At 67.9% G+C, this 22,650-nt stretch carries 23 protein-coding genes; 22 read left to right on the top strand and 1 reads right to left on the bottom strand.

The annotated features are described in order from the left end of the window. Nucleotides 1–58: 58 nt before the first annotated feature. The 15 genes from fliE to KVS69_RS05695 all read left to right on the top strand — a co-directional run bounded on the left by fliE (nt 59) and on the right by KVS69_RS05695 (nt 13,545). Nucleotides 59–415 (top strand): flagellar hook-basal body complex protein FliE, encoded by a 357-nt coding sequence (gene fliE / locus KVS69_RS05765; RefSeq protein WP_068851684.1) that lies wholly within the window; start codon nt 59–61, stop codon nt 413–415. Nucleotides 416–427: 12 nt separating this feature from the next. After that, entirely contained in the window at nt 428–2,074 is a 1,647-nt protein-coding gene (fliF, locus tag KVS69_RS05760; protein ID WP_210132467.1) for a flagellar basal-body MS-ring/collar protein FliF, read from the top strand. A gap of 22 nt (nt 2,075–2,096) precedes the next feature. Continuing rightward, on the top strand, nt 2,097–3,083 hold the full coding sequence (gene fliG / locus KVS69_RS05755) for a flagellar motor switch protein FliG (protein ID WP_068854644.1): 987 nt from the start codon (nt 2,097–2,099) through the stop codon (nt 3,081–3,083). Then, nucleotides 3,080–3,715 carry a FliH/SctL family protein gene (locus KVS69_RS05750; protein ID WP_068851678.1) on the top strand — a complete coding sequence of 212 codons (636 nt, stop codon included), beginning with the start codon at nt 3,080–3,082 and terminating at the stop codon, nt 3,713–3,715. Before fliG ends, KVS69_RS05750 begins: the two co-directional genes overlap by 4 nt. After that, entirely contained in the window at nt 3,712–5,094 is a 1,383-nt protein-coding gene (locus KVS69_RS05745) for a FliI/YscN family ATPase (protein ID WP_095363805.1), read from the top strand. The genes KVS69_RS05750 and KVS69_RS05745 overlap by 4 nt, the downstream gene beginning before the upstream one ends. Before the next feature lie 3 nt (nt 5,095–5,097). After that, nucleotides 5,098–5,553 (top strand): flagellar export protein FliJ, encoded by a 456-nt coding sequence (gene fliJ / locus KVS69_RS05740; protein ID WP_068851672.1) that lies wholly within the window; start codon nt 5,098–5,100, stop codon nt 5,551–5,553. Next, entirely contained in the window at nt 5,553–6,698 is a 1,146-nt protein-coding gene (locus tag KVS69_RS05735; protein ID WP_217537472.1) for a flagellar hook-length control protein FliK, read from the top strand. The genes fliJ and KVS69_RS05735 overlap by 1 nt, the downstream gene beginning before the upstream one ends. A 347-nt stretch (nt 6,699–7,045) precedes the next feature. Beyond that, the gene (locus KVS69_RS05730; RefSeq protein ID WP_176472652.1) at nt 7,046–7,579 is read left to right on the top strand and encodes a flagellar basal body-associated FliL family protein; all 534 of its coding nucleotides are present in this window, start codon (nt 7,046–7,048) and stop codon (nt 7,577–7,579) included. Between the two features lie 9 nt (nt 7,580–7,588). Then, entirely contained in the window at nt 7,589–8,596 is a 1,008-nt protein-coding gene (fliM, locus tag KVS69_RS05725) for a flagellar motor switch protein FliM (RefSeq protein ID WP_068851665.1), read from the top strand. Then, on the top strand, nt 8,593–8,934 hold the full coding sequence (gene fliN / locus KVS69_RS05720) for a flagellar motor switch protein FliN (protein WP_068851662.1): 342 nt from the start codon (nt 8,593–8,595) through the stop codon (nt 8,932–8,934). Before fliM ends, fliN begins: the two co-directional genes overlap by 4 nt. After that, nucleotides 8,931–9,332, top strand: coding sequence for a flagellar biosynthetic protein FliO (fliO, locus tag KVS69_RS05715; protein WP_068851659.1), 402 nt, complete (start codon nt 8,931–8,933; stop codon nt 9,330–9,332). Before fliN ends, fliO begins: the two co-directional genes overlap by 4 nt. Further along, nucleotides 9,329–10,117 (top strand): flagellar type III secretion system pore protein FliP, encoded by a 789-nt coding sequence (gene fliP, locus KVS69_RS05710; protein ID WP_179197395.1) that lies wholly within the window; start codon nt 9,329–9,331, stop codon nt 10,115–10,117. Before fliO ends, fliP begins: the two co-directional genes overlap by 4 nt. Before the next feature lie 7 nt (nt 10,118–10,124). Then, nucleotides 10,125–10,394: a flagellar biosynthetic protein FliQ gene (locus tag KVS69_RS05705; RefSeq protein WP_017356083.1), complete on the top strand. Its 270-nt coding sequence runs from the start codon at nt 10,125–10,127 to the stop codon at nt 10,392–10,394. Between the two features lie 7 nt (nt 10,395–10,401). Continuing rightward, nucleotides 10,402–11,193, top strand: coding sequence for a flagellar biosynthetic protein FliR (gene fliR / locus KVS69_RS05700; protein ID WP_217537454.1), 792 nt, complete (start codon nt 10,402–10,404; stop codon nt 11,191–11,193). A 210-nt stretch (nt 11,194–11,403) separates the two neighbouring features. Beyond that, nucleotides 11,404–13,545: an EAL domain-containing protein gene (locus tag KVS69_RS05695; protein WP_217537453.1), complete on the top strand. Its 2,142-nt coding sequence runs from the start codon at nt 11,404–11,406 to the stop codon at nt 13,543–13,545. Here the strand turns inward: KVS69_RS05695 and KVS69_RS05690 are convergent. Then, entirely contained in the window at nt 13,542–14,369 is an 828-nt protein-coding gene (locus KVS69_RS05690) for a DMT family transporter (protein WP_217537452.1), read from the bottom strand. The genes KVS69_RS05695 and KVS69_RS05690 overlap by 4 nt on opposite strands. 379 nt (nt 14,370–14,748) lie before the next feature. Between KVS69_RS05690 and flhB the strand changes: the two genes are divergently transcribed. From flhB to KVS69_RS05655, 7 genes are all read left to right on the top strand, one after another. Then, nucleotides 14,749–15,879 (top strand): flagellar biosynthesis protein FlhB, encoded by a 1,131-nt coding sequence (flhB, locus tag KVS69_RS05685; protein ID WP_068851649.1) that lies wholly within the window; start codon nt 14,749–14,751, stop codon nt 15,877–15,879. A 17-nt stretch (nt 15,880–15,896) separates the two neighbouring features. Next, complete coding sequence (gene flhA / locus KVS69_RS05680; protein WP_217537471.1) at nt 15,897–17,981, top strand: flagellar biosynthesis protein FlhA; 2,085 nt, start codon at nt 15,897–15,899, stop codon at nt 17,979–17,981. A gap of 151 nt (nt 17,982–18,132) precedes the next feature. After that, entirely contained in the window at nt 18,133–20,007 is a 1,875-nt protein-coding gene (locus tag KVS69_RS05675) for an AAA family ATPase (RefSeq protein ID WP_217537451.1), read from the top strand. Then, on the top strand, nt 19,994–20,881 hold the full coding sequence (locus KVS69_RS05670) for a MinD/ParA family protein (protein WP_217537450.1): 888 nt from the start codon (nt 19,994–19,996) through the stop codon (nt 20,879–20,881). Before KVS69_RS05675 ends, KVS69_RS05670 begins: the two co-directional genes overlap by 14 nt. Continuing rightward, nucleotides 20,878–21,624, top strand: coding sequence for an RNA polymerase sigma factor FliA (locus KVS69_RS05665; RefSeq protein ID WP_068851640.1), 747 nt, complete (start codon nt 20,878–20,880; stop codon nt 21,622–21,624). Before KVS69_RS05670 ends, KVS69_RS05665 begins: the two co-directional genes overlap by 4 nt. A 16-nt stretch (nt 21,625–21,640) precedes the next feature. After that, nucleotides 21,641–22,033 (top strand): chemotaxis response regulator CheY, encoded by a 393-nt coding sequence (gene cheY, locus KVS69_RS05660; RefSeq protein ID WP_068851637.1) that lies wholly within the window; start codon nt 21,641–21,643, stop codon nt 22,031–22,033. After that, on the top strand, nt 22,033–22,647 hold the full coding sequence (locus tag KVS69_RS05655; RefSeq protein ID WP_068851634.1) for a protein phosphatase CheZ: 615 nt from the start codon (nt 22,033–22,035) through the stop codon (nt 22,645–22,647). The genes cheY and KVS69_RS05655 overlap by 1 nt, the downstream gene beginning before the upstream one ends. The last annotated feature ends 3 nt before the right edge of the window (nt 22,648–22,650 follow it).

The raw sequence follows: 22,650 nt of genomic DNA, 5'->3' as shown, positions 1-22,650 counted from the left end.
TCGGCACGGGGCTTGCAACGTCATCACTCGAAACCCCCAAACAGCCGGAACGTTCCAGATGTCACACTCCGTCACCTCGATTCTTTCCCAGATCCGCACCTACCAGACCCAGGTCGGTCAGTCCGTTGAGACCCCCCAGACCAACGCCCTGCAAGGGCTGCAGGGGCTGGGGGCGCCGCAGGACGTGCAGGGCCCGAGCTTCACCGAAACCCTGCGTGGCGCGATCGCCGGCGTCAACGAGGCGCAGCAGAAATCCGGCGCCCTCGCCCGCGCCTTCGAACTGGGTGAACCCGGCGCCGACCTGGCCAAGGTGATGGTCGCCTCGCAGCAGTCCCAGATCGCCTTCCGCGCCACCGTGGAAGTCCGCAACCGTCTCGTCCAGGCTTACCAGGACGTGATGAACATGCCGCTGTAAGGATAGAAACGCATGGCCCTGTCGCTCACCAAGGAATCCCTGAACGCCGAAAAGGCGGGCCAGTGGTTCGACCGGCTGCAAAGCCTGCAGATCACCCGTCGGCTTGGCCTGATGGCGATGATCGCCGTGGCCGTTGCGGCAGGCCTGTTCGTGTTCTTCTGGTCGCAGAAGCCGGGGATGGTGCCGCTGTACACCGGCCTGGACCAGAAGGCCACCGCCGAAGCCACCGACCTGCTGCGTGCGGCGCAGATTCCGTTCGAACTGGATGCGGCCACCGGCGGCATCACCGTGCCGGAAAAGAACCTGCACGATGCGCGCCTGAAGCTGGCCGGCTCCGGCCTGACCGACAGCGGCCGGCTCGGCTTCGAGCTGATGGAGCGCGACCCCGGCTTCGGCGTCAGCCAGTTCATGGAAAATGCCCGCTACCAGCACTCGCTGGAAACCGAGCTGTCGCGCACCATCAACACCCTGCGCCCGGTGCGCGATTCGCGCGTGCACCTGGCCATTCCCAAGCCCAGCGCCTTCACCCGCCAGCGCGACGTTGCCAGCGCCTCGGTGGTGCTGGAACTGCGCGGTGGCCAGCAGCTGGAACGCGGCCAGATCGATGCCATCGTGCACATGGTGGCCGCCAGCATTCCCGACCTGGCCGCCGAGCGCGTCACCGTGGTCGACCAGAGCGGGCGCATGCTCAGCGTGTCCGACCCCAACAGCGAAGCGGCAGTCAACGCCGCCCAGTTCGACCAGGTGCGCCGCCAGGAAACCTCGTTCAACCAGCGCATCCGCGAGCTGCTCGAGCCGATGACCGGCCCGGGCCGGGTCAACCCGGAGGTCAGCGTGGACATGGACTTCTCGGTCACCGAAGAAGCCCGCGAGATCTACAACGGCGAGCCGCAGAAGCTGCGCAGCGAACAGACCAGCGAAAACAGCACGACCACCCCGGGCCCGCAGGGCGTACCGGGTGCGGCCAGCAACACGCCGCCGGGTCCGGCTGCGGCACCGGCCACCGCTGCCACGCCTACCGAAACCGCGCGCAACGCCACACGCAACTACGAACTGGACCGCACCCTGCAGCACAGCCGCCAGCCGGCCGGCCGCATCAAGCGCGTTTCCGTAGCCGTACTGCTGGACAACGTGCCGCGCCCGGGCGCCAACGGCAAGACCACCGAGCAGCCGCTGTCGGCCGCTGAACTCACCCGCGTCGAAGCGCTGGTCAAGCAGGCAGTGGGCTTCAACGCCGAGCGTGGCGACACCGTGTCGGTGATGAACGCTCCGTTCGTGCGTGAAGTCACCCCGGTCGAAGGGCCGAAGTGGTGGGAACTGCCGCAGGTGCAGGACGGCCTGCGCCTGCTGCTCGGTGCCATCGTGGTGCTGGCGCTGGTGTTCGGCGTACTGCGCCCGGCGCTGCGCTCGATCACCGGCACCCCGAAGAAGCCCGGCCGGGACGACAGCCTCGAACCGCACAGCGCCGACGTGCAGCTGGTGGACGACGGCGAAGGCCTGCCCCAGCTCGGTTCGGACCGGGTACACCTTTCTGGCCAAGAGCCGCTGGCATTGCCCGTGGACTCCTACGAGGAACGACTGCGCATGGCGCGTGAAGCTGTAAAGACCGATTCCAAGCGCGTGGCCCAGGTGGTCAAGGGCTGGGTGGCCAATGATTGATCCCGCCGCCCCCCCTGCCCCGCTGAGCGGCGTGCAGCGCGCCGCCGTGCTGCTGCTGTCCCTGGGTGAAGTGGAAGCGGCCGACGTGCTGCGCCACATGGAACCGAAGGAAGTGCAGAAGATCGGCATCGCCATGGCGACCATGAGCGACATCACCCGCGAGCAGGTCGAGCGGGTCATGGACCAGTTCAGCACCGAACTGGGCTCCAAGACCTCGCTTGGCGTCGGCTCGGACGACTACATCCGCAACATGCTGGTGCAGGCCCTGGGCAGCGAGAAGGCCGGCAACCTCATCGACCGCATCCTGCTCGGCCGCAACACCACCGGCCTGGACGCGCTGAAGTGGATGGACCCGCGTGCAGTGGCTGACCTGGTGCGCAACGAGCACCCGCAGATCATCGCCATCGTGATGGCCCACCTGGAAACCGACCAGGCCGCCGATGCGCTCAAGCTGCTGCCCGAGCGCACCCGCGTGGACGTGCTGCTGCGCATCGCCACCCTGGACGGCATTCCGCCGAACGCGTTGAACGAACTGAACGAAATCATGGAGCGCCAGTTCGCCGGCAACCAGAACCTGAAGTCGTCCAACATCGGCGGCGTGCAGTGCGCGGCCAACATCCTCAACTTCATGGACAGTGGCCAGGACCAGGCCATCCTCGGCGAGATCTCGCGCATCGATGCGCCGCTGAGCGCGCGCATCCAGGAAAAGATGTTCGTGTTCGACGACCTGATCGACCTGGAAGACCGCGAACTGCAGCTGGTGCTGCGCGAAGTCAGTGGCGAGCGCCTGGGCCTGGCCCTGCGCGGCGCCGACATCAAGGTGCGCGACAAGATCACCCGCAACATGTCCCAGCGTGCCGCCGAGATCCTGCTTGAAGACATGGAAGCACGCGGTCCGGTGCGCCTGTCGGACGTGGAAACCGCGCAGCGCGAGATCCTGGCCATCGTCAAGCGCATGGCCGATGAAGGCACCGTCACCCTCGGCGGCAACGCGGAGGCGATGCTGTGAACCACGCCGTGCGCTGGCTTGCCCCGGACCTGCTGGCGGCCCCTGCCGCCCCGCAGGACGACCATTACGACCTCGACGAACCGGTTGCCGAACACGAGCCCGAACCGCTGCTGCAGCTGCCGACCCTGGAAGAGATCCAGGCGATCCAGGACGCTGCGGAGAAAGACGGTTTCGAACAGGGCCACGCCGACGGCCAGGCCCAGGGCCAGGCCGAAGTGCGCCGCCTGGTCGCGCAGATCGAAGGCATCCTGGACAACTTCGGCCGTCCACTGGCGCGTCTCGAAAACGAAGTGGTGGCCGCGCTTGGCGAGCTGGCCGTGCGCATCGCCGGCACCCTGGTCGGCCGCGCCTACGAGGCCGACCCAGCCCTGCTCGCGCAGCTGGTTGGCGAAGCAGTCGACGCGGTGGGCGGTGCAAATCGCGACGTCGAAGTGCGCCTGCACCCCGACGACATCGCCGCACTCGCCCCGCTGCTGCAGCTCTCGCCCACCCAGCGCCTCACCGCCGACCTCACCCTGAGCCGTGGCGACCTGCGCGTACACGCCGAAGCCGTGCGCATCGACGGCACCCTCGAGGCGCGTCTGCGCGGCGCGCTGGATGCAGTGCTGCGCAAATCCGGAGCCAGCGCATGACCCCCGAGTCCCTGCCCCCGCCCGCTGCGGACTGGTCCGCCGCGCGCAACCTGCGCCTGGCCGCGCGCCTGGACGGCATCAAGCCCGACGGCGCACATGGTCGCGGCCTGATCCGCGAAGGCGTGCTGCGCCGCGCGGTCGGCCTGACCCTGGAAGCGGTCGGCTGCGAATCGCCGATGGGCGCCAGCTGCAAGGTCGAAGTGGCCGATGGCGGCTGGGTCGATGCCGAAGTGGTCGGCTTCGCCGGCGAACGCACCTACCTCATGCCCAGCGCCGAGCTGCACGGGCTGCTGCCCAACGCCCGCGTGGTGCCCTCGCTGGGCCGTGGCGGCGTGGAAGTCGGCGAAGGCCTGCTCGGCCGCGTCATCGACAGCGACGGCGTGCCGCTGGACGGCAAGGGTCCGATCCGCGCTGAAGGCACCGTCGGCATGGCCGGCGTCTCGATCAACCCGCTCGCCCGCGAACCGATCACCCAGCCGCTCGATGTCGGCGTGCGCGCCATCAACGCCCTGCTGCCGATCGGCCGTGGCCAGCGCGTGGGCCTGTTCGCCGGTTCCGGCGTCGGCAAGTCCACCCTGCTGGGCATGATGACCCGCTACACCGCCGCCGATGTGATCGTGGTCGGCCTGATCGGCGAACGTGGCCGCGAAGTGCGCGACTTCGTCGAAAGCACCCTCGGCGAAGAAGGCCTGCGCCGCGCCGTGGTGGTGGCCAGCCCCGCCGACCGCCCACCGTTGGCCCGCCTGCACGGCGCCTACCGCGCCACCGCCATTGCCGAATGGTTCCGCGACCAGGGCCTGAACGTGCTGCTGCTGATGGACTCGCTGACCCGCTTCGCCCAGGCCCAGCGCGAAATCGGCCTGTCCGTCGGCGAACCGCCGACCACCCGCGGCTACCCGCCCTCGGTGTTCGCCAAACTGCCCGCGTTGGTCGAACGCGCCGGCAACGGCGCCAAGGGCCGCGGCTCCATCACCGCGTTCTACACCGTGCTGACCGAAGGCGACGACCCGCAGGACCCCATCGCCGACGCCGCCCGCGCCATCCTCGACGGCCACATCCTGCTCTCCCGCCGCGTGGCCGACAGCGGCCTGTACCCGGCCATCGACGTTGAATCGTCGGTCAGCCGCGTCGTCACTGAAATCGCCGACGAACCCTGGCGCCTGCGCATCCGCAAGCTCAAGCGCCTGGTCTCGGCCTACTCCAGCAACCGCGACCTGATCGCCATCGGCGCCTACCAGCGCGGCAACGATCCGGCCACCGACGAAGCACTGGAACGCTGGTCGGACATCGTCGATTTCCTCGGCCAGGACGTCGGCAAAGCCGCCGACCTGCCGCACAGCCAGGCCGCGCTCAAGCGCCTGGTGGAACCTGAGGGCTAACCCATGCAATCCAAGCGCATCGATCCCCTGCTCAAGCGGGCCCAGGACCACGAAGACGAAGTCGCCCGCGACCTCGCCGAACGCCAGCGCGTGCTCGACACCCACCTCTCACGCCTGGAAGAGCTGCGGCGCTATGCCGAGGAGTACGCAAACGCACAGATGGCCGCCACCAGCCCGGCCCAGCTGCTCAACCGCCGCGCCTTCCTCGACCGCCTCGACACCGCCGTCGCCCAGCAGCGCCAGACCGTCGACAGCAACCGCGAAAAGGTCGAAGCCGAACGCGCCCGCCTGATCCTGGCCAGCCGCGACAAAGCCGTGCTCGAACAGCTCGCCGCCAGCTACCGCGCCCAGGAAAAAGTCCTGGTCGACCGCCGCGACCAGCGCGAAATGGACGACCTCGGCGCCCGCCGCAGCCGCCTGGCCCGCGCCGAAGACACCGACAGCGGAGACACCCCGTGATGCCCCCCAGCCTGCTCGGCAGCAGCGCCGGCCCCACCGCCAGCAGCAGCGCCACCCCCACCCGCCCCAGCGCGCGCAACACCGCCAGCGGCGGCAGCGACCGTCGGGACTTTGACGCCCTGCTGAAAGCCGACGGCGGCCCTAAAGACGCGCCCGCCAAGGCCAGCAAAGACAAACCCACGACCGCCGACGCCGGCGGCAGCAGCACGGGCGACGCCCCCGGCCGCCCCGGCGCGGACGCGCCAGCCGAGGCCACCGACCCGGCCATCGCCCCCACGACTGCCGCCAGCGACACGCCGACCGCCAGCGACGCCACCGACGACGCCGACACCGCTCCATGGCCGCCGCTCGGCCTCGCCGGCCTGGCCTTGGCCGGCGTCGAAGCCGTCACCGTCATGGCCGCCCCGGCCGCCAATGCCGACACCGCCCTGGCCAAGGCCGACCCGGCACTCCCCACCGCGCCCACCACCCCCACCAGCGCACTGCCCGCACCCACGCTGCCCGGCGTCGCCCCCGCCGTCACTGCCAACAGCGCCGCGCCCATCGCCCTGCCGGCCGACGCCCAGGTCACGGAAGACGTCGCCCTGCCCGATTCGCTGAAAGACGCCATCGCCAACGCCGGCAGCGACACCGACGCCCCCACCACCCCGCTCCTGCACGCCCTGCACGCCGCCGCCGAACTCAAGGCCGCCGCCACCGCCAGCACCCCGTTCCAGGGCGACCCCACCGCCACCCCGCACATCGGCGGCGACGACTTCGACGACGCCATGAGCGCCCGCATCGGCTGGCTGGCCGACCAGAAAATCGGCCACGCCACCATCAAAGTCACCCCGCACGACCTCGGCCAGATCGAAGTCCGCCTCCAGATGGACGGCGACAAGGTCCACGCCAGCTTCAGCAGCGCCCACGCCGACGTCCGCCACGCCCTTGAATCCAGCATCCCGCGCCTGCGTGAAATGCTGAACGACCAGGGATTCCAGCTGGGCAATGCCGACGTTGGCCACCAGCATACCGCGCAGGATGGCAAGGCAAACGGCGGCCAGGCAGGTCACGGAACCGGAGACGGAGACGCGGCATTGGTCGAAACAACGATTTCCCCATCGCAATTGATGCGCCAGCGAGGGTTGGTCGACGCGTACGCGTGAAAGCCGGCCCGGCCAACGGTCGGGCCATGCCGAAACACAGGCCAATGTAAGACGCCCGGCCAGCACAACGGCTTTGCGTTGGCTTTTCCCCCCGTCAATGGGACACCGTCATAGGTGGGTCGGGGCCGGTTTGCGGGGGTGTGAGCGGCATGGATGCCGCGACCAAGCCCCCAGGGATGGGTTCACGGCGTCCCCCGCAAACCGGCACCGACCCGCCAAGCCTCAGACAGCGCACAGCCGACGCCGTTGCCGTTGCCGTTGCCGTTGCCGTTGAAACGTCAAATTCCCGACAACGAAAGACCGGCGCATTACGGCACGCCCTTTGCATGTAGCCAGGAAGCAATCCTATGGAGCTTCCCCTCGTGGCCGCAGCCGCTGACAAAACCAAGAAATCCACCGACAAGGACAAGGCCGCCAAGCCGCGCAGCCCCCTCCTCGTCACCGCCCTGATCGCCGTCGTCGCCGCTGGCGCCGCCGGTGGCGGCGTGTGGTACTTCACCCAGTCCCACGACGAGAAGACCCCCGCCAAAGCCGCCACCGCCAAATCGGCCGTGCCCGCCCCCGCCCAGTACTTCGGCCTCGAACCCCCGTTCGTCGTCAACCTCAGCAGCAGCTTCGACGGCCCCCGCTACCTCCAGGTCGAAGTCCAGCTCATGACCCGCGACCCGGCCGCCCTTGAAGCCATCAAGCTTCACGCCCCCGCCATCCGCGCCAAACTGCTCATGCTGTTCTCCCAGGTCGAACCGGCCCAGATCGCCGACCGCGCCGGCAAAGAACGCCTGCAGGCCGACTCCCTGGCCGAAGTGCAGAAACTGCTCAAAGCCGAAACCGGCAGCAAGGGCGTCGACGAACTGCTGTTCACCAGCTTCGTCACCCAGTAAGGGCATCCCATGAATGACCTGCTTTCCCAGGACGAAATCGATGCCCTGCTGCATGGCGTCGATTCCGGCGCCGTCGAAACCGAAGTCGACGCCATCGCCCCCGGCGAAGCGCGCAACTACGATTTTGCCAGCCAGGACCGCATCATCCGGGGGCGCATGCCGACCCTGGAAATGGTCAACGAGCGCTTTGCCCGCCTCTGGCGCATCGGCCTGTTCAACCTGATCCGCCGCTCCGCCGAACTGTCCGTGCGCGGCATCGAACTGATCAAGTTCAACGACTACATGCACTCCCTGTATGTACCGACCAACCTCAACCTGATCCGCTTCAAGCCCCTGCGCGGCACCGGCCTGATCGTCTTCGAACCCACCCTCGTGTTCGCCATCGTCGACAACTTCTTCGGCGGCGACGGGCGCTACCCCACCCGCATCGAAGGCCGCGAATTCACCGCCACCGAAATGCGCGTCATCCACCTCCTGCTCAAGCAGACCTTCGCCGACCTGCGCGAAGCCTGGGCCCCGGTGATGGATGTCGAACTCGAATACATCAACTCCGAAATCAACCCCCACTTCGCCAACATCGTCACCCCCCGCGAATACGTCGTGGTCTGCCGCCTGCATGTCGAACTCGACGGCGGTGGCGGCGACATCCACGTCACGTTGCCGTACTCGATGCTCGAACCGATCCGCGAACTGCTCGACGCCGGCATCCAGAGCGACCGCAACGACCGCGACGAAAGCTGGGGCACCATGCTGCGCGAACAGCTCAACATCGCCGAAGTCACCCTCTCCAGCGTGCTCGCCACCAAACGCATGAGCCTGCGTGACCTCACCCAGCTCAAGATCGGCGACATCCTGCCCATCGACCTGCCTCCCCACGTGCCGCTGTGCGTGGAGAACATTCCCGTGTTCACCGGCCAGTTCGGCGTCGCCAACGGCATGAACGCCGTGAAGATCACCGCTACCCATCCCCCGGGCACCCGCCCGCGCGCTCCCGTTATCCAGGAAGACCCGCAATGAACGACGACATCGAAACCAACGAACCGGCACCGGCGCAGTTCACCACCCTGCAGTCCGACGAGACCAGCGGTGGCCCGGATCTGAACCTCGACGTGATCCTCGACGTACCGGTCACCCTGTCGCTGGAAGTCGGCCGCGCCCGCCTGCCCATCCGCAACCTGCTGCAGCTCAACCAGGGCTCGGTGGTCGAACTGGAACGCGGCGCCGGCGAATCGCTCGACGTGTTCGTCAACGGCACCCTCATCGCCCACGGCGAAGTCGTGGTCATCAACGACCGCTTCGGTGTGCGCCTCACCGACGTGGTCAGCCCCAGCGAACGGATCCGGAGACTGCGTTGATTTCCCTGGCACTCATTGCCGCCGGTGCACCGGCGGCCAAGGTCGGCCAGCACGCCGCCGCGGCACCCAGCATGTTCGGCGCCGTACTCGCACTGCTGGCCGTGCTGGCGCTGATCGTCGGCCTGGGCTGGGTGCTCAAGCGCATGCCCGGCAGCGGCTTCAAGCCCGCCGACGGCCTGCGCGTGGTGGCCAGCCTCAACGTGGGTGCCAAGGAACGCGTCGTCGTTGTCGATATCAATGGCGAACAGCTGCTGCTCGGCGTCACCGCCGGCGGCATCAACACCCTGCACCGCCTGCCCGAACCGCTGCCCACCCCGGAACCGGCGCGCCTGCCGGATTTCAAGAACTTGCCGAATTTCGCCCAGCTGCTGCAACAGCGGCTGCGCAAGGAAAAATGATCATGCGTGGCCCCCGTGCATCCTGGACCCGTTACCTGCCGTTGCTGCTGACCCTGCTGCTGTGCGCGTTACCCGCGCTGGCCATGGCCGCGCCCGGCGCGCCCGCCGTGCCCAACCTGCCCGACGTGAATGTCGGCAAGATCGGGGGCGCCCCGGTCAGCCTGCCGTTGCAGACCCTGCTGCTGATGACCGCGATCACCCTGATCCCGTCGATGCTGCTGGTGCTTACCGCCTTCACCCGCATCATCATCGTGCTGGGCCTGCTGCGCCAGGCACTGGGCACCGGCCAGACCCCGTCCAACCAGGTGCTGCTCGGCCTGGCCCTGTTCCTGACCGCCATGGTCATGCTGCCGGTGTGGCAGAAAGCCTGGGGCAGCGGCATGGCGCCCTACCTCAACGGCGAGATCGACTTCCAGACCGCCTGGACCCTCACCACCCAGCCGCTGCGCGCCTTCATGCTGGCCCAGATCCGCGAAACCGACCTGATGACCTTCGCCGGCATGGCCGGGCATGGCACCTACGCCAGCCCCGATGCCATTCCGTTCCCGGTGCTGGTTGCCTCGTTCGTCACCAGCGAACTGAAAACCGCCTTTGAAATCGGCTTCCTGATCTTCATCCCGTTCGTGATCATCGACCTGGTCGTGGCCAGCGTGCTGATGTCGATGGGCATGATGATGCTCTCGCCGATGCTGGTCTCGGCGCCCTTCAAGATCCTGCTGTTCGTGCTGGTCGACGGCTGGGTACTGGTGGTCGGCACCCTCGCCGCCAGCTTCAACGCCGTCTGAGGTCGCCATGACACCCGAACTTGCCCTGACCGAACTGCGCGGCGGCCTGATCACCGTGCTGTGGGTGGCCGGCCCGCTGCTGTTGACCGTCCTGATCGTCGGCGTGGTGGTCGGCGTGGTGCAGGCCGCCACCCAGCTCAACGAACCCACCATCGCCTTCGTGGCCAAGGCCGCCGCGCTCACCGCGGTGCTGTTCGCGCTCGGCAGCCTGCTGATCGGCCACCTGGTCGAATACACCACGCTGCTGTTCCAGCGCATACCGCATCTGATCGGATAGCCCCGCGATGGATTCGGCAACCCAGATGGCCGCCGACGGGCTCAACGCCTTCGGCATGATCGGCACCGTGCTGTGGACCATGCTGCGCATCGGCGCCATGATCATGGCCATGCCGCTGGTCGGCAGCCGCGCGGTGCCGGCACGGGTGCGCGTGATGCTGTCCGGCGCACTGGCCATCGCGCTGTCGCCGATGCTGCCGCCCGTCCCGGCCTGGACCGGTTTTGACGCGGCCACCGTACTCAGCATCGCGCGCGAACTGGCCATCGGCATCTCCATCGGCTTCCTGCTGCGGCTGGTGTTCGAAGCCGGTGCCATGGCCGGCGAACTGGTCTCGCAGGGCACCGGCCTGGCCTTCGCGCAGATGAGCGATCCGATGCGCGGCGGCACCTCGGGCGTGATCGGTCAGTGGTTCTATCTTCTGTTCGGCCTGCTGTTCTTCGCCGCCAACGGGCATCTCGCGTTGATCTCACTGCTGATGGACAGCTACAAGGCCGTGCCGATCGGCGCATCGCTGCCCGACCTCGATGCGTTCATCAGCACCGCGCCCACGTTCCTGCTGCAGGTGCTGCGCGGCGCGTTGACGCTGTCGCTGCCGATCACGGTCGCCATGTTGGCGGTGAACCTGGCCTTCGGCGTGCTGGCGCGTGCCGCCCCCGCGCTCAACCCGATCCAGCTCGGCCTGCCGGTCGCCCTGTTGCTGGGCCTGTTCCTGCTGACCGTGCTTGCCGGTGAAATGGGCCCCCCGGTGCAACGCCTGTTCGACGCCGCGTTCCAGACCGCCGACGGCCTCACCCGCTAGCGCCGGCCCCGTAGCGTACGCGCCCGTATGTAAAACAGGTGACGGTCGCGTGATGACCGCATGAAATTTGGCCGGATTTGCGCTTGCTTTCGCCCCCTCCTGTGTCGTTAACATGCGCTCACGGCAGGGGGAACGTGCCTGAGCAGTCCGCGCAGAAGCGTGGTCCAGTCTTTTTTTAGATTGCAGCTGTGTACGCCAGGGAGAGTCATGATGCTCGTCGGCAGTTACACCCCATGGTTGGTCGTGGTTTCGCTGCTGGTCGCCATCATGGCGTCCTTCACCGCGCTGGACATGGCAAATCGGGTCACCACCGCGCCATCGCCAAGGATCAGCGTGCTGTGGCTGCTGGGCGGTGGCTGCGCCATGGGCCTGGGAATCTGGTCCATGCACTTCATCGGCATGCTGGCCTTCAAGCTGCCCATTCCATTGGGGTACGACCTTGAACTGACCGCGGTATCGTTGCTGGCGGCGATCGCCTCCTCGATCTTCGCGCTCTGGCTGGTCTCACGCGCCACGTTGCCGCATTCGCGCCTGGCGCTGGGTGCATTGCTGATGGGCAGCGGCATCGCCAGCATGCACTACCTGGGCATGGCGGCCATGCTCATGCGCCCGGGCATCGAATACCACCCGGGCTGGTTCACCCTCTCTCTCATCATTGCAGTGGCGGCGTCGTGGGTCGCGCTGTACGTCGCCTTCCGCCTGCGCCACAACGACACCCGGCTGCAGCATCGCCTGGCGCCGGCGGTGGTGCTGGGCGCGGCGATCGTCGGCATGCACTACACCGGCATGGCCGCGGCACGGTTCCCGGCCGACAGTGTGTGTGGCGCCGCCGCCGGCACCGGCCTGCAGACCCAGTGGCTGGGGGCGCTGGTGATGGTGCTCACCATCGGCATCCTGGCCGTGGTGCTGCTGGTGTCCTGGCTGGACCAGCGGCAGCAGGCGCAGCTGCTGCGGTTACGCAACCTGCACCTGCGCACGTCGCTGGACGATGCGCATGCCGAGCTTAGCCAGGCCGCCCTGCACGATCCGCTGACCCACCTGCCCAATCGCCTGCTGCTGCAGCAGCGCATTGAACAGGCCCTGGTGGATGCCGAACAACGTGGAGGGCGTTTCGCGGTGATGTTCATGGACCTGGATGGCTTCAAACAGGTCAACGACGCCTACGGTCACCAGACCGGCGACGCCCTGCTGGTCGCGGTGGCCACGCGCACCCGCCAGCTGCTGCGTGCCGCCGACGTGATGGCCCGCCTGGGCGGCGACGAGTTCGTGCTGGTGGTCGGCATCGACAACGACGAGGACGTGTCCAACCTGGCCGGCCGCATCATCCAGGCCGTGGGCACCGGCAACCTGGTGCCAGGGCATGAGCTGCAGGTCACCGCCAGCATCGGCATTGCCATCTGCCCCGACCACGCCACCACCGAACGCCAGTTGATGGGGTATGCCGACGCGGCGATGTACCAGGCCAAGGAAGCCGGACGCAACGCGTTCGTGGTGTTCGCCGAGTGGATGAGCGACAGCGCCGAACAGCAGTTCCGGCTGCTGGCCGACCTGCGCCGCGCGATCCAGTCCAACCAGCTGTTTCTGCACTACCAGCCCAAGGTGCGGGTCAGCACCCACCAGGTCTGTGGCGCCGAGGCCCTGGTCCGCTGGAACCACCCCGAGCATGGGCTGATTCCACCGGATCGTTTCATCCGCCTGGCCGAACGCAGCGGGGTCATCCACGAGATCGGGCGCTGGGTGCTCAACGAAGCCTGCCGCCAGCTGCGCCGCTGGCATGACGCCGGCCACGACAGCTGGTCGGTATCGGTGAACCTGTCGCCGATCCAGTTCGGCTCCCCGAACCTGCTCGGCGAGATCAGCGACGCGCTGAAACTGCACCGGGTGGAACCGCGCCGGCTGGTCCTGGAGATCACCGAAAGCGCGGTGATGCGCGACACCGAGACCAGCCTGCGCCTGCTGCAGGCCTTGGCGCGGCTGGGCGTGGGCATTTCCATCGACGATTTCGGCACCGGCTATTCCAGCCTGCTGTATCTCAAGCGCCTGCCGGCCACCGAGATCAAGATCGACCACGCCTTCGTGCGCGACCTGGAGAACAGCTCCGAAGACGTGGTGATCGTCTCGGCCATCGTGGCGCTGGGGCATGCGCTGGACATGGACATCGTGGCCGAAGGCGTGGAAACCGCCGGCCAGCGTTCCTACCTGGAGCGGCTGGGCTGCGACTTCCTGCAGGGCTACCTGCTCGGCCGCCCGGTCGACGCCGAGCGCTTCCTGCAGCTCCACGACCTGCCACGCCCACGGATGGTGGTGTCACAGGACCACAAAGCCTCGCAGGGCGGGCATTTCCTGGATTAGCCGCACACGCGCAACACCACCGCTCCTGCAACGATCAATCCGGCGGCGACCCATCGTTGTCGGGTGACCCGTTCGCGTAACACCAACGCAGAGATCAGCACGCCAAACAGGATCGAGGTCTCGCGCAGTGCCGAGACCATCGCCACAGGCGCCTGCGTCATCACCCAGAGCACCACGCCGTAGGATGTCAGCGTACCTACGCCGCCGACGAGGCCATAGCCCCAGTTCGATCGTGCATAGGCGAAAAGCTGCGGCGCGCGGGTAGCGAAGGCCCAGACCGGCAATGGCAGCCCCGACAGCAGGAACAGCCACAAGGTGTAGCCCAGCGCCGAACCGGACTGGCGCGCCCCCAAGGCGTCTACCAGCGTGTAAGTGGCAATCACTCCGGCGTTGAGCAGAGGCAGCCACATCTGCCGACGCACGATCCCGTGCGACATGCACAGAATACCGAAGCAGATCAGCCCGATGCCGGCCCATGCCAATCCCGGCAGGCGCTCGCCGAGAACGACCCCGCCCACCAGCGCCACCAGGATCGGCGCGCAACCCCGCATCAACGGATAGGCCGCGCTCATGTCGGTCACCCGGTAGGTGCGCGCCACCAGCAGGTAATACCCCGCCTGCAGCACGGTCGACGCAGCCAGCCACGGCCAGCTGCGCGGATCCGGTGCGGTCACGAAAGGCAGGCAGAGCGCCGCGATCAACGCCGCCGAGCCGGTCACCAGGATCGTGGTGAACAGCGTATCGCTGCCGCGTTTGACGATGGCGTTCCAGCTGGCATGCAGCAGCCCGGCCAACAGGACAACGCAGAACAGGAAAGGCGACATCGATTACCGCAGCAGTCAGTTGAACCTGGATGATGCCATTGATGATGCCGGTGGCGCCGGGCTGTTGGGCTCTTGCTGGTAGGGTCGCATCCCGATCGACTGCACGTGGATTGCCCGCGTTCGATGGCGGCATGACCTCCGTCGGGGAACGCTTCTGCGCTTCCCGTCATGCGTTACCGGACGTTGACCCCGTATCGGCGGTCGTTTGGGAACCGACCCTACTCTCCCGTCGCCGTCGCCGTCGCCATCACGATCCCGATCCCGATCCCGAGCCAGAGCTCGATCACTGTCCCTGTCACGTGCTCTGCTCCCGGCACGTCGTCCGCAATGGAACACTTCTTGCACCACCCCGGGGAATCCCCGCGGTGCCCTGCTCCCGATGTCCGACGAAGAACAAGCCGGCGAAAAAACCGAACAACCTACCGAAAAACGCCTGCGCGATGCCCGTGAACAGGGCAATATCCCGCGTTCGCGCGAGCTGGCCACCGCCGCCGTGTTCGGCGCCTCGGTGCTGGCGCTGATGGCGTTTTCCGGGGGCATGGCCAGCAGCGCCAAGGACTGGATGAAGCTGGCCCTGACCCCGGAACCGGGCCTGCGCTTCGAGCCGCTGGGGTTGTTCAGCCATTTCGGGCACCTGTTCCTGCAGCTGATGCTGGCCCTGTGGCCGCTGCTGCTGGTCTGCCTGCTGGCCAGCTTCCTGGCCCCGGTAGCCATGGGCGGGCTGCGCTGGTCGAACAAATCGCTGATGCCGCAGTTCAACCGGCTCAGCCCGATGGCCGGCATGAAGCGCCTGTATGGCGCCGAAGCCATCGGCGAATTCACCAAATCCCTGCTGCGCATCGTGTTCGTCGGCACCGCCGCCGGGCTGGTGGTCTGGCATGGCATCCGCGGGCTGCGCGACCTGGTCCACCAGCCGCTGGAGGCGGCCATGGTCCACGGGCTGGGCTTCACCCTGAAACTGATGCTGGCCACCGGCGGCGCCATGATGCTGCTGGCCGCCATCGATGCCCCGTACCAGCGCTGGAACTGGATGCGCAAGCTGAAGATGACCCGCGAAGAGCTGCGCCGGGAAATGAAGGAAAGCGAGGGCAGCCCGGAAGTGAAGGGCCGCATCCGCCAGCTGCAGCAACAGATGTCCAACCGCCGGATGATGGAAGCGGTGCCCACCGCCGACGTGGTGGTGGTCAACCCCACCCACTACGCGGTGGCCCTCAAATACGACGGCGGCAGGATGGGCGCACCCACCGTGGTGGCCCTGGGCGTGGACGAAACCGCCCTGCGCATCCGCCAGGTGGCCGACGGCAACAAGGTCGCCATCGTCTCGGCCCCGCCTTTGGCACGCGCCTTGTATCGGGAAGGTCAACTTGGAAAGGAAATTCCCGTGAGACTGTATTCGGCCGTTGCCCAGGTGCTGTCCTACGTCTACCAGCTGCGTACCTGGCGGGGTGGACCGATGCCGGCCGCGCCCAGCATCGACGTGGATGAGTTCGGCAAGGGAGGCCGCCCATGAGCGCCCAGCCCGCCGGCATGAACACCCGTCGCGCCCTGGACATGATCCGCCAGGGCCTGGGCGCCCCGCTGATCGTGCTGGCCCTGCTGGCCATGGTGGTGGTGCCGCTGGCCGCCCCCGTGCTGGATGCGCTGTTCACCTTCAACATCGCCATCTCGCTGATGGTGCTGCTGGCGGTGGTGTACGTGAAGCGCCCGCTGGATTTCACCATCTTCCCGATCGTGCTGCTGATCACCACCATGCTGCGGCTGGCGCTGAACGTGGCCTCCACCCGCGTGATCCTGCTCAACGGCCAGAATGGCCATGAAGCGGCCGGCAAGGTGATCGCCGCGTTCGGTGAATTCGTCATCGGCGGCAACTACGCCGTGGGCATCGTGGTCTTCGCGATCCTGACCATCATCAACTTCGTGGTGATCACCAAGGGTGCCGGCCGCGTGTCCGAAGTGACCGCGCGCTTCATCCTGGACGCCATGCCCGGCAAGCAGATGGCGATCGACGCCGACCTCAACGCCGGTTTGCTGACGCGTGAAGAAGCCAAGCTGCGCCGTGAAGAAGTCCGCGAGGAAGCCGACTTCTACGGCGCCATGGACGGTGCCAGCAAGTTCATCCGCGGCGATGCCATCGCCGGCATCCTCATTCTTTTCATCAACATGATCGGCGGCCTGGCGGTCGGCGTGCTCCAGCACGGCATGCCGTTTGGCGAAGCCGCAGCCACCTACACCCTGCTGTCGATCGGTGACGGCCTGGTGGCGCAGCTGCCGGCACTGCTGGTGTCCTCGGCCGTGGCCATGCTGGTCACCCGCGCCTCGCGCTCGCAGGACATGGCCCAGGCCATGATGGGCCAGGTGTTCGGACAGCACCGCGCTCTGACCATCGCCGCGGCGATCCTGGGCCTGGTCGGCCTGGTCCCGGGCATGCCCAACGTCGCCTTCTTGACGCTGGCTGCCATCCTCGGCTTCATCGCCTGGAAGCTCTGGAAGAAGAGCCAGGCGGCCGAGCGCGCCGCCGCCGCGCCTGCGGCCGGCCCTACCAATGCGCTGGGCCTGCCGGGCGCCAGCAGCCCCTCGCCCACCGCCGAACTGACCTGGGACGAACTGCGCCCGGTCGATCCGCTGGGCCTGGAAGTGGGCTACCGGCTGATCCCGCTGGTGGACAAGAACCAGGGCGGCGAACTGATGGCGCGCATCAAGGGCGTGCGCCGCAAGCTCACCCACGACATCGGCTTCCTGATTCCGTCGGTGCACATCCGTGACAATCTGGAACTGGGCGCCAGCGCCTACCGGCTGCTGATCCACGGCGTGCCGGTGGCCACCGCCGAAATTCACCCCGACCGCGAACTGGCCCTGGACCCGGGCAGCGCGCTCGGCGCGCTGGAAGGCATTGCCGGCAAGGACCCCGCGTTCGGCCTGGATGCCACCTGGATCCAGCCGCACCAGCGCGCCCACGCCGAATCGATGGGCTACACCGTGGTCGACCCGGCCACCGTGGTCGCTACCCACCTCTCGCACCTGATCCGCGAACACGCCCCGGAGCTGCTCGGCCACGAAGAGGTGCAGCAGCTGCTGGCCAACCTGGCCAAGAGCGCGCCCAAGCTGGTCGAGGACCTCACCCCGAAGGCATTGCCGCTGTCGGTGGTGGTGCGGGTGCTGCAGAACCTGCTGATCGAACGCATCCCGGTGCGCCAGCTGCGCAAGATCGCCGAATCGCTGGTGGAGAACGCGCCGATGAGCCAGGACCCCGGCGTACTGACGGCCGCCGTGCGCAACGCGCTGGGCCGTTTCATCGTCCAGGAGATCGCCGGCATGTCCGCCGAGCTGCCGGTGTTCACCCTCAACCCGCAACTGGAACGCGTCTTGCAGGAGTCCACTCAGGGCAACGGCGCCGCGCTGGAACCCGGACTCGCTGAGCGACTGCACCAGAGCCTGGCCGAATGTGTCAGCAAGCAGGAAGCGAAGAACGAGCCCGCGGTGGTGTTGGTGCCCGGTCCGGTACGTGCCGCGCTGGCACGGCTGGTACGCCACAGCGTTCCGTCGCTGTCCGTGCTGGCCTACAGCGAGGTCCCCGAGGACAAGCGGCTGAAGCTGGTCGGCACGATCAGCTGAGCCGGAACTCCGACAGCAACGCGTCAGAAAACAGACACCCCCATTTCGCAATCACCGCAGCAGGACAAGAAGGGAAACCCGGACCGTGCAGACCACCGACAACCAGCGCTTCCCTTCCACCCCCCAGCCGCCCCAGTCCCGGTACCACAGCATGAAAATCAAACGCTTCGTCGCTCCCGATATGCGCTCTGCCATGAACCTGGTGCGCAAGGAACACGGTCCGGATGCCGTGATCCTGTCCAATCGCCGGATCGAGGAAGGCGTGGAAATCGTGGCCGCGGCGAACTATGACGAAGGCGCGGTACAGCGTGCACTGGAAGCGGCGCGCAAGGACGTGGCGCCGCCGCCGCCGGCCCCGCGGCCGCGCAACGCCGCCGATGCGGTGATCGCCGCGGTGACCCGCCGCAAGGCACCGGCCGCCGCGCCGGAGCCGGTGGCGGCCACCACCTCGGCCGTGGCCGCCCTCGCCCGCGCCGCCGTGGGCGCCACCGGCCGCACCCTGGACAGCGCCAACGAAATCGTGCCGCCGCCGGGCAGCAGCGGCTTTGCCGCCACCCTGGCCCGCGCCAACGTGCAGCCGGCTGCCCAGCTGCCGGAACAGATCTTCGCCCCGTTCAATGTTGAACAGGCTGCCGCCGCCGAACGCACCGTGGTTGCGCCGGTCGCCGACGCCGCACCGGTGGCCGTGGAAGCACCGGTCCGCGCCGCTGCGCCGGCCCCGGCCAACCGCGCCCGCTTCATCATCGACCCGCCGCTGGACGAAGCACCGCTGTTCGAGATGCACGCGCCGGCAGGCCGCACCAGCGTCCCGCCGCAGCTGCCGCAGATGCCGGCGCAGCAGATGCAGCGGGCTCCGCTTGAAGCCCCGGCGGCTCCGCTGTGGGAAACCGTGCCGGTGGTCCCGGCCGCGGCCAGCCCGGCCATCCAGATCGACGATTCGGCGGTGTTTGCCGTGCCCGCTCCGCTGGTTGTGGACGACATCGCCGCGCCGGTCGCCGCCATGACCGTTGCTGCACCGGTCGAGCCGTCGCTGCAGGCCGCCAACGAACCGACGGTGCCGGCCGAGGTCATCACCGCCCCGGTGCCTGCCGTTGCCGCCCCGGTGACCCTGGTCCGCGACGATGAGGAACTGCGCCAGCTGCGCAATGAAGTGGCCGGCATGCGCACCGTCATCGAGCGCGAAATGAACCGCTTCACCGACGAGCGCCTGCGCGGTTCGGCGGTGCGTGCCGCCGCGCTGGACCTGATGGACGAATACGGCTTCGACGCCGGCATCTGCCGCGACGTGGCCCTGCAGATCCCGCTGGACACCGAAGCCCACCGTGGCCGTGGCCTGATGCTGGGGCTGCTGTCCAAGAAGCTGCCGATCGCCCCGGTCGACCCGCTGGAGGCCGGCGGCGTGATCGCCCTGGTCGGCCCCACCGGTGCCGGCAAGACCACCACCATCGCCAAGCTGGCCTCGCGCTTCGCCGAAGCCCACGCCGCCCGCGACGTGGCCCTGGTCACCACCGATACCGCCCGCATCGGCGCCCGCGAGCAGCTGTACGGCTTCGGCCGCCAGCTCGGCATCGCCGTGCATGAAGCCAACAGTGGCAGCGACCTGGCCCAGCTGCTGGAGCGCCTGAAGGACTACAAGCTGGTGCTGATCGACACCGCCGGCCTGGGCCCGCGTGACCGCGCCCTGGCCGCCCAGCTGCAGTGGCTGCGCGCCGCCCCGCAGATCCGCACGCTGCTGGTGCTGCCGGCCAACACCAGCTTCGGCGACATGGACGAGGTGGTCCGCCGCTTCAGCGGCGCCAACCCGCAGGGCGTGGTGCTCAGCAAGCTGGACGAGACCGGCCGCTTCGGTACCGCCCTGTCGGTGGCCGTCGACCACCGCCTGCCGATCACCTGGGTCACCGATGGCCAGGACGTTCCAGAAGACCTGCACCGGGCCAGTGCAGCCAATCTTGTACTTCGCCTTGAAGATTTGCGCCGCGCGGCCGATATGCCCTGCAACCCGGAGTTGAACCATGCCGTCGCGTGAGTATGAAAACCTGACCAGGACCTTCCCGTTGTCGGCCACCCGCAGCCAGCCGCTGGGCCCGGTCCGCACCATCGCCGTCACCGGCGGCAAGGGCGGCGTGGGCAAGACCAACGTGTCGGCCAACCTGGCCGTGGCGCTGGCCGACATGGGCAAGCGCACGCTGCTGCTGGATGCCGACCTGGGCCTGGCCAACATCGATGTGATCCTGGGCCTGCAGCCCAAGCTGACCCTGGCCGACCTGGTCGCCGGGCGCTGCACGCTGGATGAAGTGATCCTGGAAGGCCCGGGTGGCGTGCTGGTGGTGCCGGCCGCGTCCGGCCGCCGCCACATGGCCGAACTGCAGCCGGCCGAACACGTGGGCCTGGTCAACGTGTTCTCCGAACTGGAACGCGATCTGGACTTCATGGTGGTCGACACCGCCGCCGGCATCAGCGACGGCGTGCTCACCTTCTGCCAGGCCGCCCAGGACACCGTGGTGGTGGTCTGCGACGAACCGGCCTCGATCACCGATGCCTATGCGCTGATCAAGGTGCTCTCGCGCGAACGTGGCGTGGACCGCATCCAGGTGGTCGCCAACATGGTGCGTGACCCCAACGAAGGCCGCGTGCTCTACGAAAAGCTGAGCCGGGTCTGCGACAAGTTCCTGGCCGATGTCTCGCTGAACTACCTGGGCTGCGTGCCGCAGGACGACTGGTTGCGCCTGTCGGTGCAGCGCCAGCAGCCGGTGGTGAAGGCCTACCCGTCCAGCCCGTCGGCGCAGGCGATCGCCGAGATCGCCCGGCGCACCGCCCGCTGGCAGGCCCCGACCGAGCCGCGCGGCGGCGTTGAATTCTTCCTGGAACGCATCCTCAAGCAACGCGGGGTGACCGCATGAAAGGCGCCGCACAATATAAAGAGGTGCAGCGCGCCGCTGCCAACGAGTGCATTGCCCAGCACTCGGACCTGGTCCGGCGCATCGCCCACCACCTGGCCGCACGCCTGCCGGCCAGCGTTGAAGTCGACGACCTGATCCAGGCCGGCATGATGGGCCTGATCGAGGCCTCGCGCAGCTACGACGCCGACCAGGGCGCCTCGTTCGAAACCTACGCCTCGATCCGCATCCGCGGCTCGATGATCGACGAGATCCGCCGCGGCGACTGGGTGCCGCGTTCGGTGCACCGCCGTGCCCGCGACGCCGCGTCCACCATCCGCCGGCTGGAGCAGACCACCGGCCGCGCCGCCAGCGCCACCGAAGTGGCCGCCGCGATGGACATGCCGCTGCCCGACTACCTGCGCCTGATGGAAGACGCCGCGCGTGGCCAGGTGCTGAGCCTGGAATCGCGGATCGAAGACCAGGGCGAGCTGGATACCGTCGCCCAGGGCGGCCCGACCCCGCAGCAGGTGCTGGAGCGCGGCGAATTCGGCCGCGAGTTGGGCAACGCGATCGGCCTGCTGCCCGAACGCGAACAGCTGGTGCTGTCGCTGTACTACGAGCAGGAACTGAACCTGAAAGAGATCGGCGCGGTGCTCGGCGTCAGCGAGTCGCGCGTCTGCCAGATCCATGGCCAGGCAGTGCTGCGCCTGCGTGGCCGACTGAAGATCTTCGAGGCGGCCGACGCCGGCCTCGAGAACACTTGATACCGAGGAAAGTGCTTTGAACAAGAACATGCGTATCCTGATCGTCGACGACTTCTCGACCATGCGTCGTATCGTCAAGAACCTGCTGGGCGATCTGGGCTTCACCAATACGGCCGAAGCCGAGGACGGGCATGCCGCGCTGGCCCTGCTGCAGAGCCAGTCGTTCGATTTCGTGGTCACCGACTGGAACATGCCGGTCATGACCGGTATCGACCTGCTCAAGGCGATCCGCGCCGACGCCAAGCTCAAGACCCTGCCGGTGCTGATGGTCACCGCCGAAGCCAAGCGCGAGCAGATCATTGAAGCCGCCCAGTCCGGCGTGAACGGCTACATCATCAAGCCGTTCACCGCCCAGACCCTGGAAGAAAAGCTCGGCAAGATCTTCGAGCGCCTGGCGGCCAGCGCGTGATGGAAACCCTTCGCGACAAATCGGCGCTGGTGCAGCGCCTGCAGGATGCCCTGGCCGCGCTGGAAAGCGGCGACGAAGCGGGCTGGCGCCGGGAAATCGACGCCCTGGCCGCGCTGCGCACCCAGCCGATGATGGCCGGGCTGAACCGGCTTGCCCGCGAACTGGGCCAGGCGCTGGGCGAACTGCCCACCCTGCCCAGCGAAGCCGGCGAGCTTGACGATGCCTGCGCGCGCCTGGACCACGTGGTGGCGATGACCGAACAGGCCACCCACCGCACCCTGGACCTGGCCGAGGAATGCCGCGCGCTCACCGAGCAGCTGCGTGCCAACGGGTTGAGCCCGGACCAGGACCAGCAGCTGGACCGCATCCGCCACAACCTCACCGAGATCGCGCTCACCCAGAGCTACCAGGATCTCACCGGGCAGATCATCCGCCGCGTGGTGGGCATCGTGCGCCGCGTGCACGAAGGCTTCGGCGCGCTCGGCCTGCCGCCGCCGGACGACAGCGCGCACAAGCGCGACAACGGCCTGGCCGGTCCGGCCGTGAGCGGCCTGGACCGCCATCAGGTGTCACAGGTCGACGCCGACGACCTGCTTTCCGATTTGGGGCTTTGAAAC

It is taken from the genome of Stenotrophomonas sp. GbtcB23, assembly GCF_019091045.1.
Lineage (GTDB): Bacteria > Pseudomonadota > Gammaproteobacteria > Xanthomonadales > Xanthomonadaceae > Stenotrophomonas > Stenotrophomonas rhizophila_A.
The sequence above is the reverse complement of the archived record's forward strand: the minus strand, read 5'-3'. Positions and strand labels throughout refer to the sequence as shown.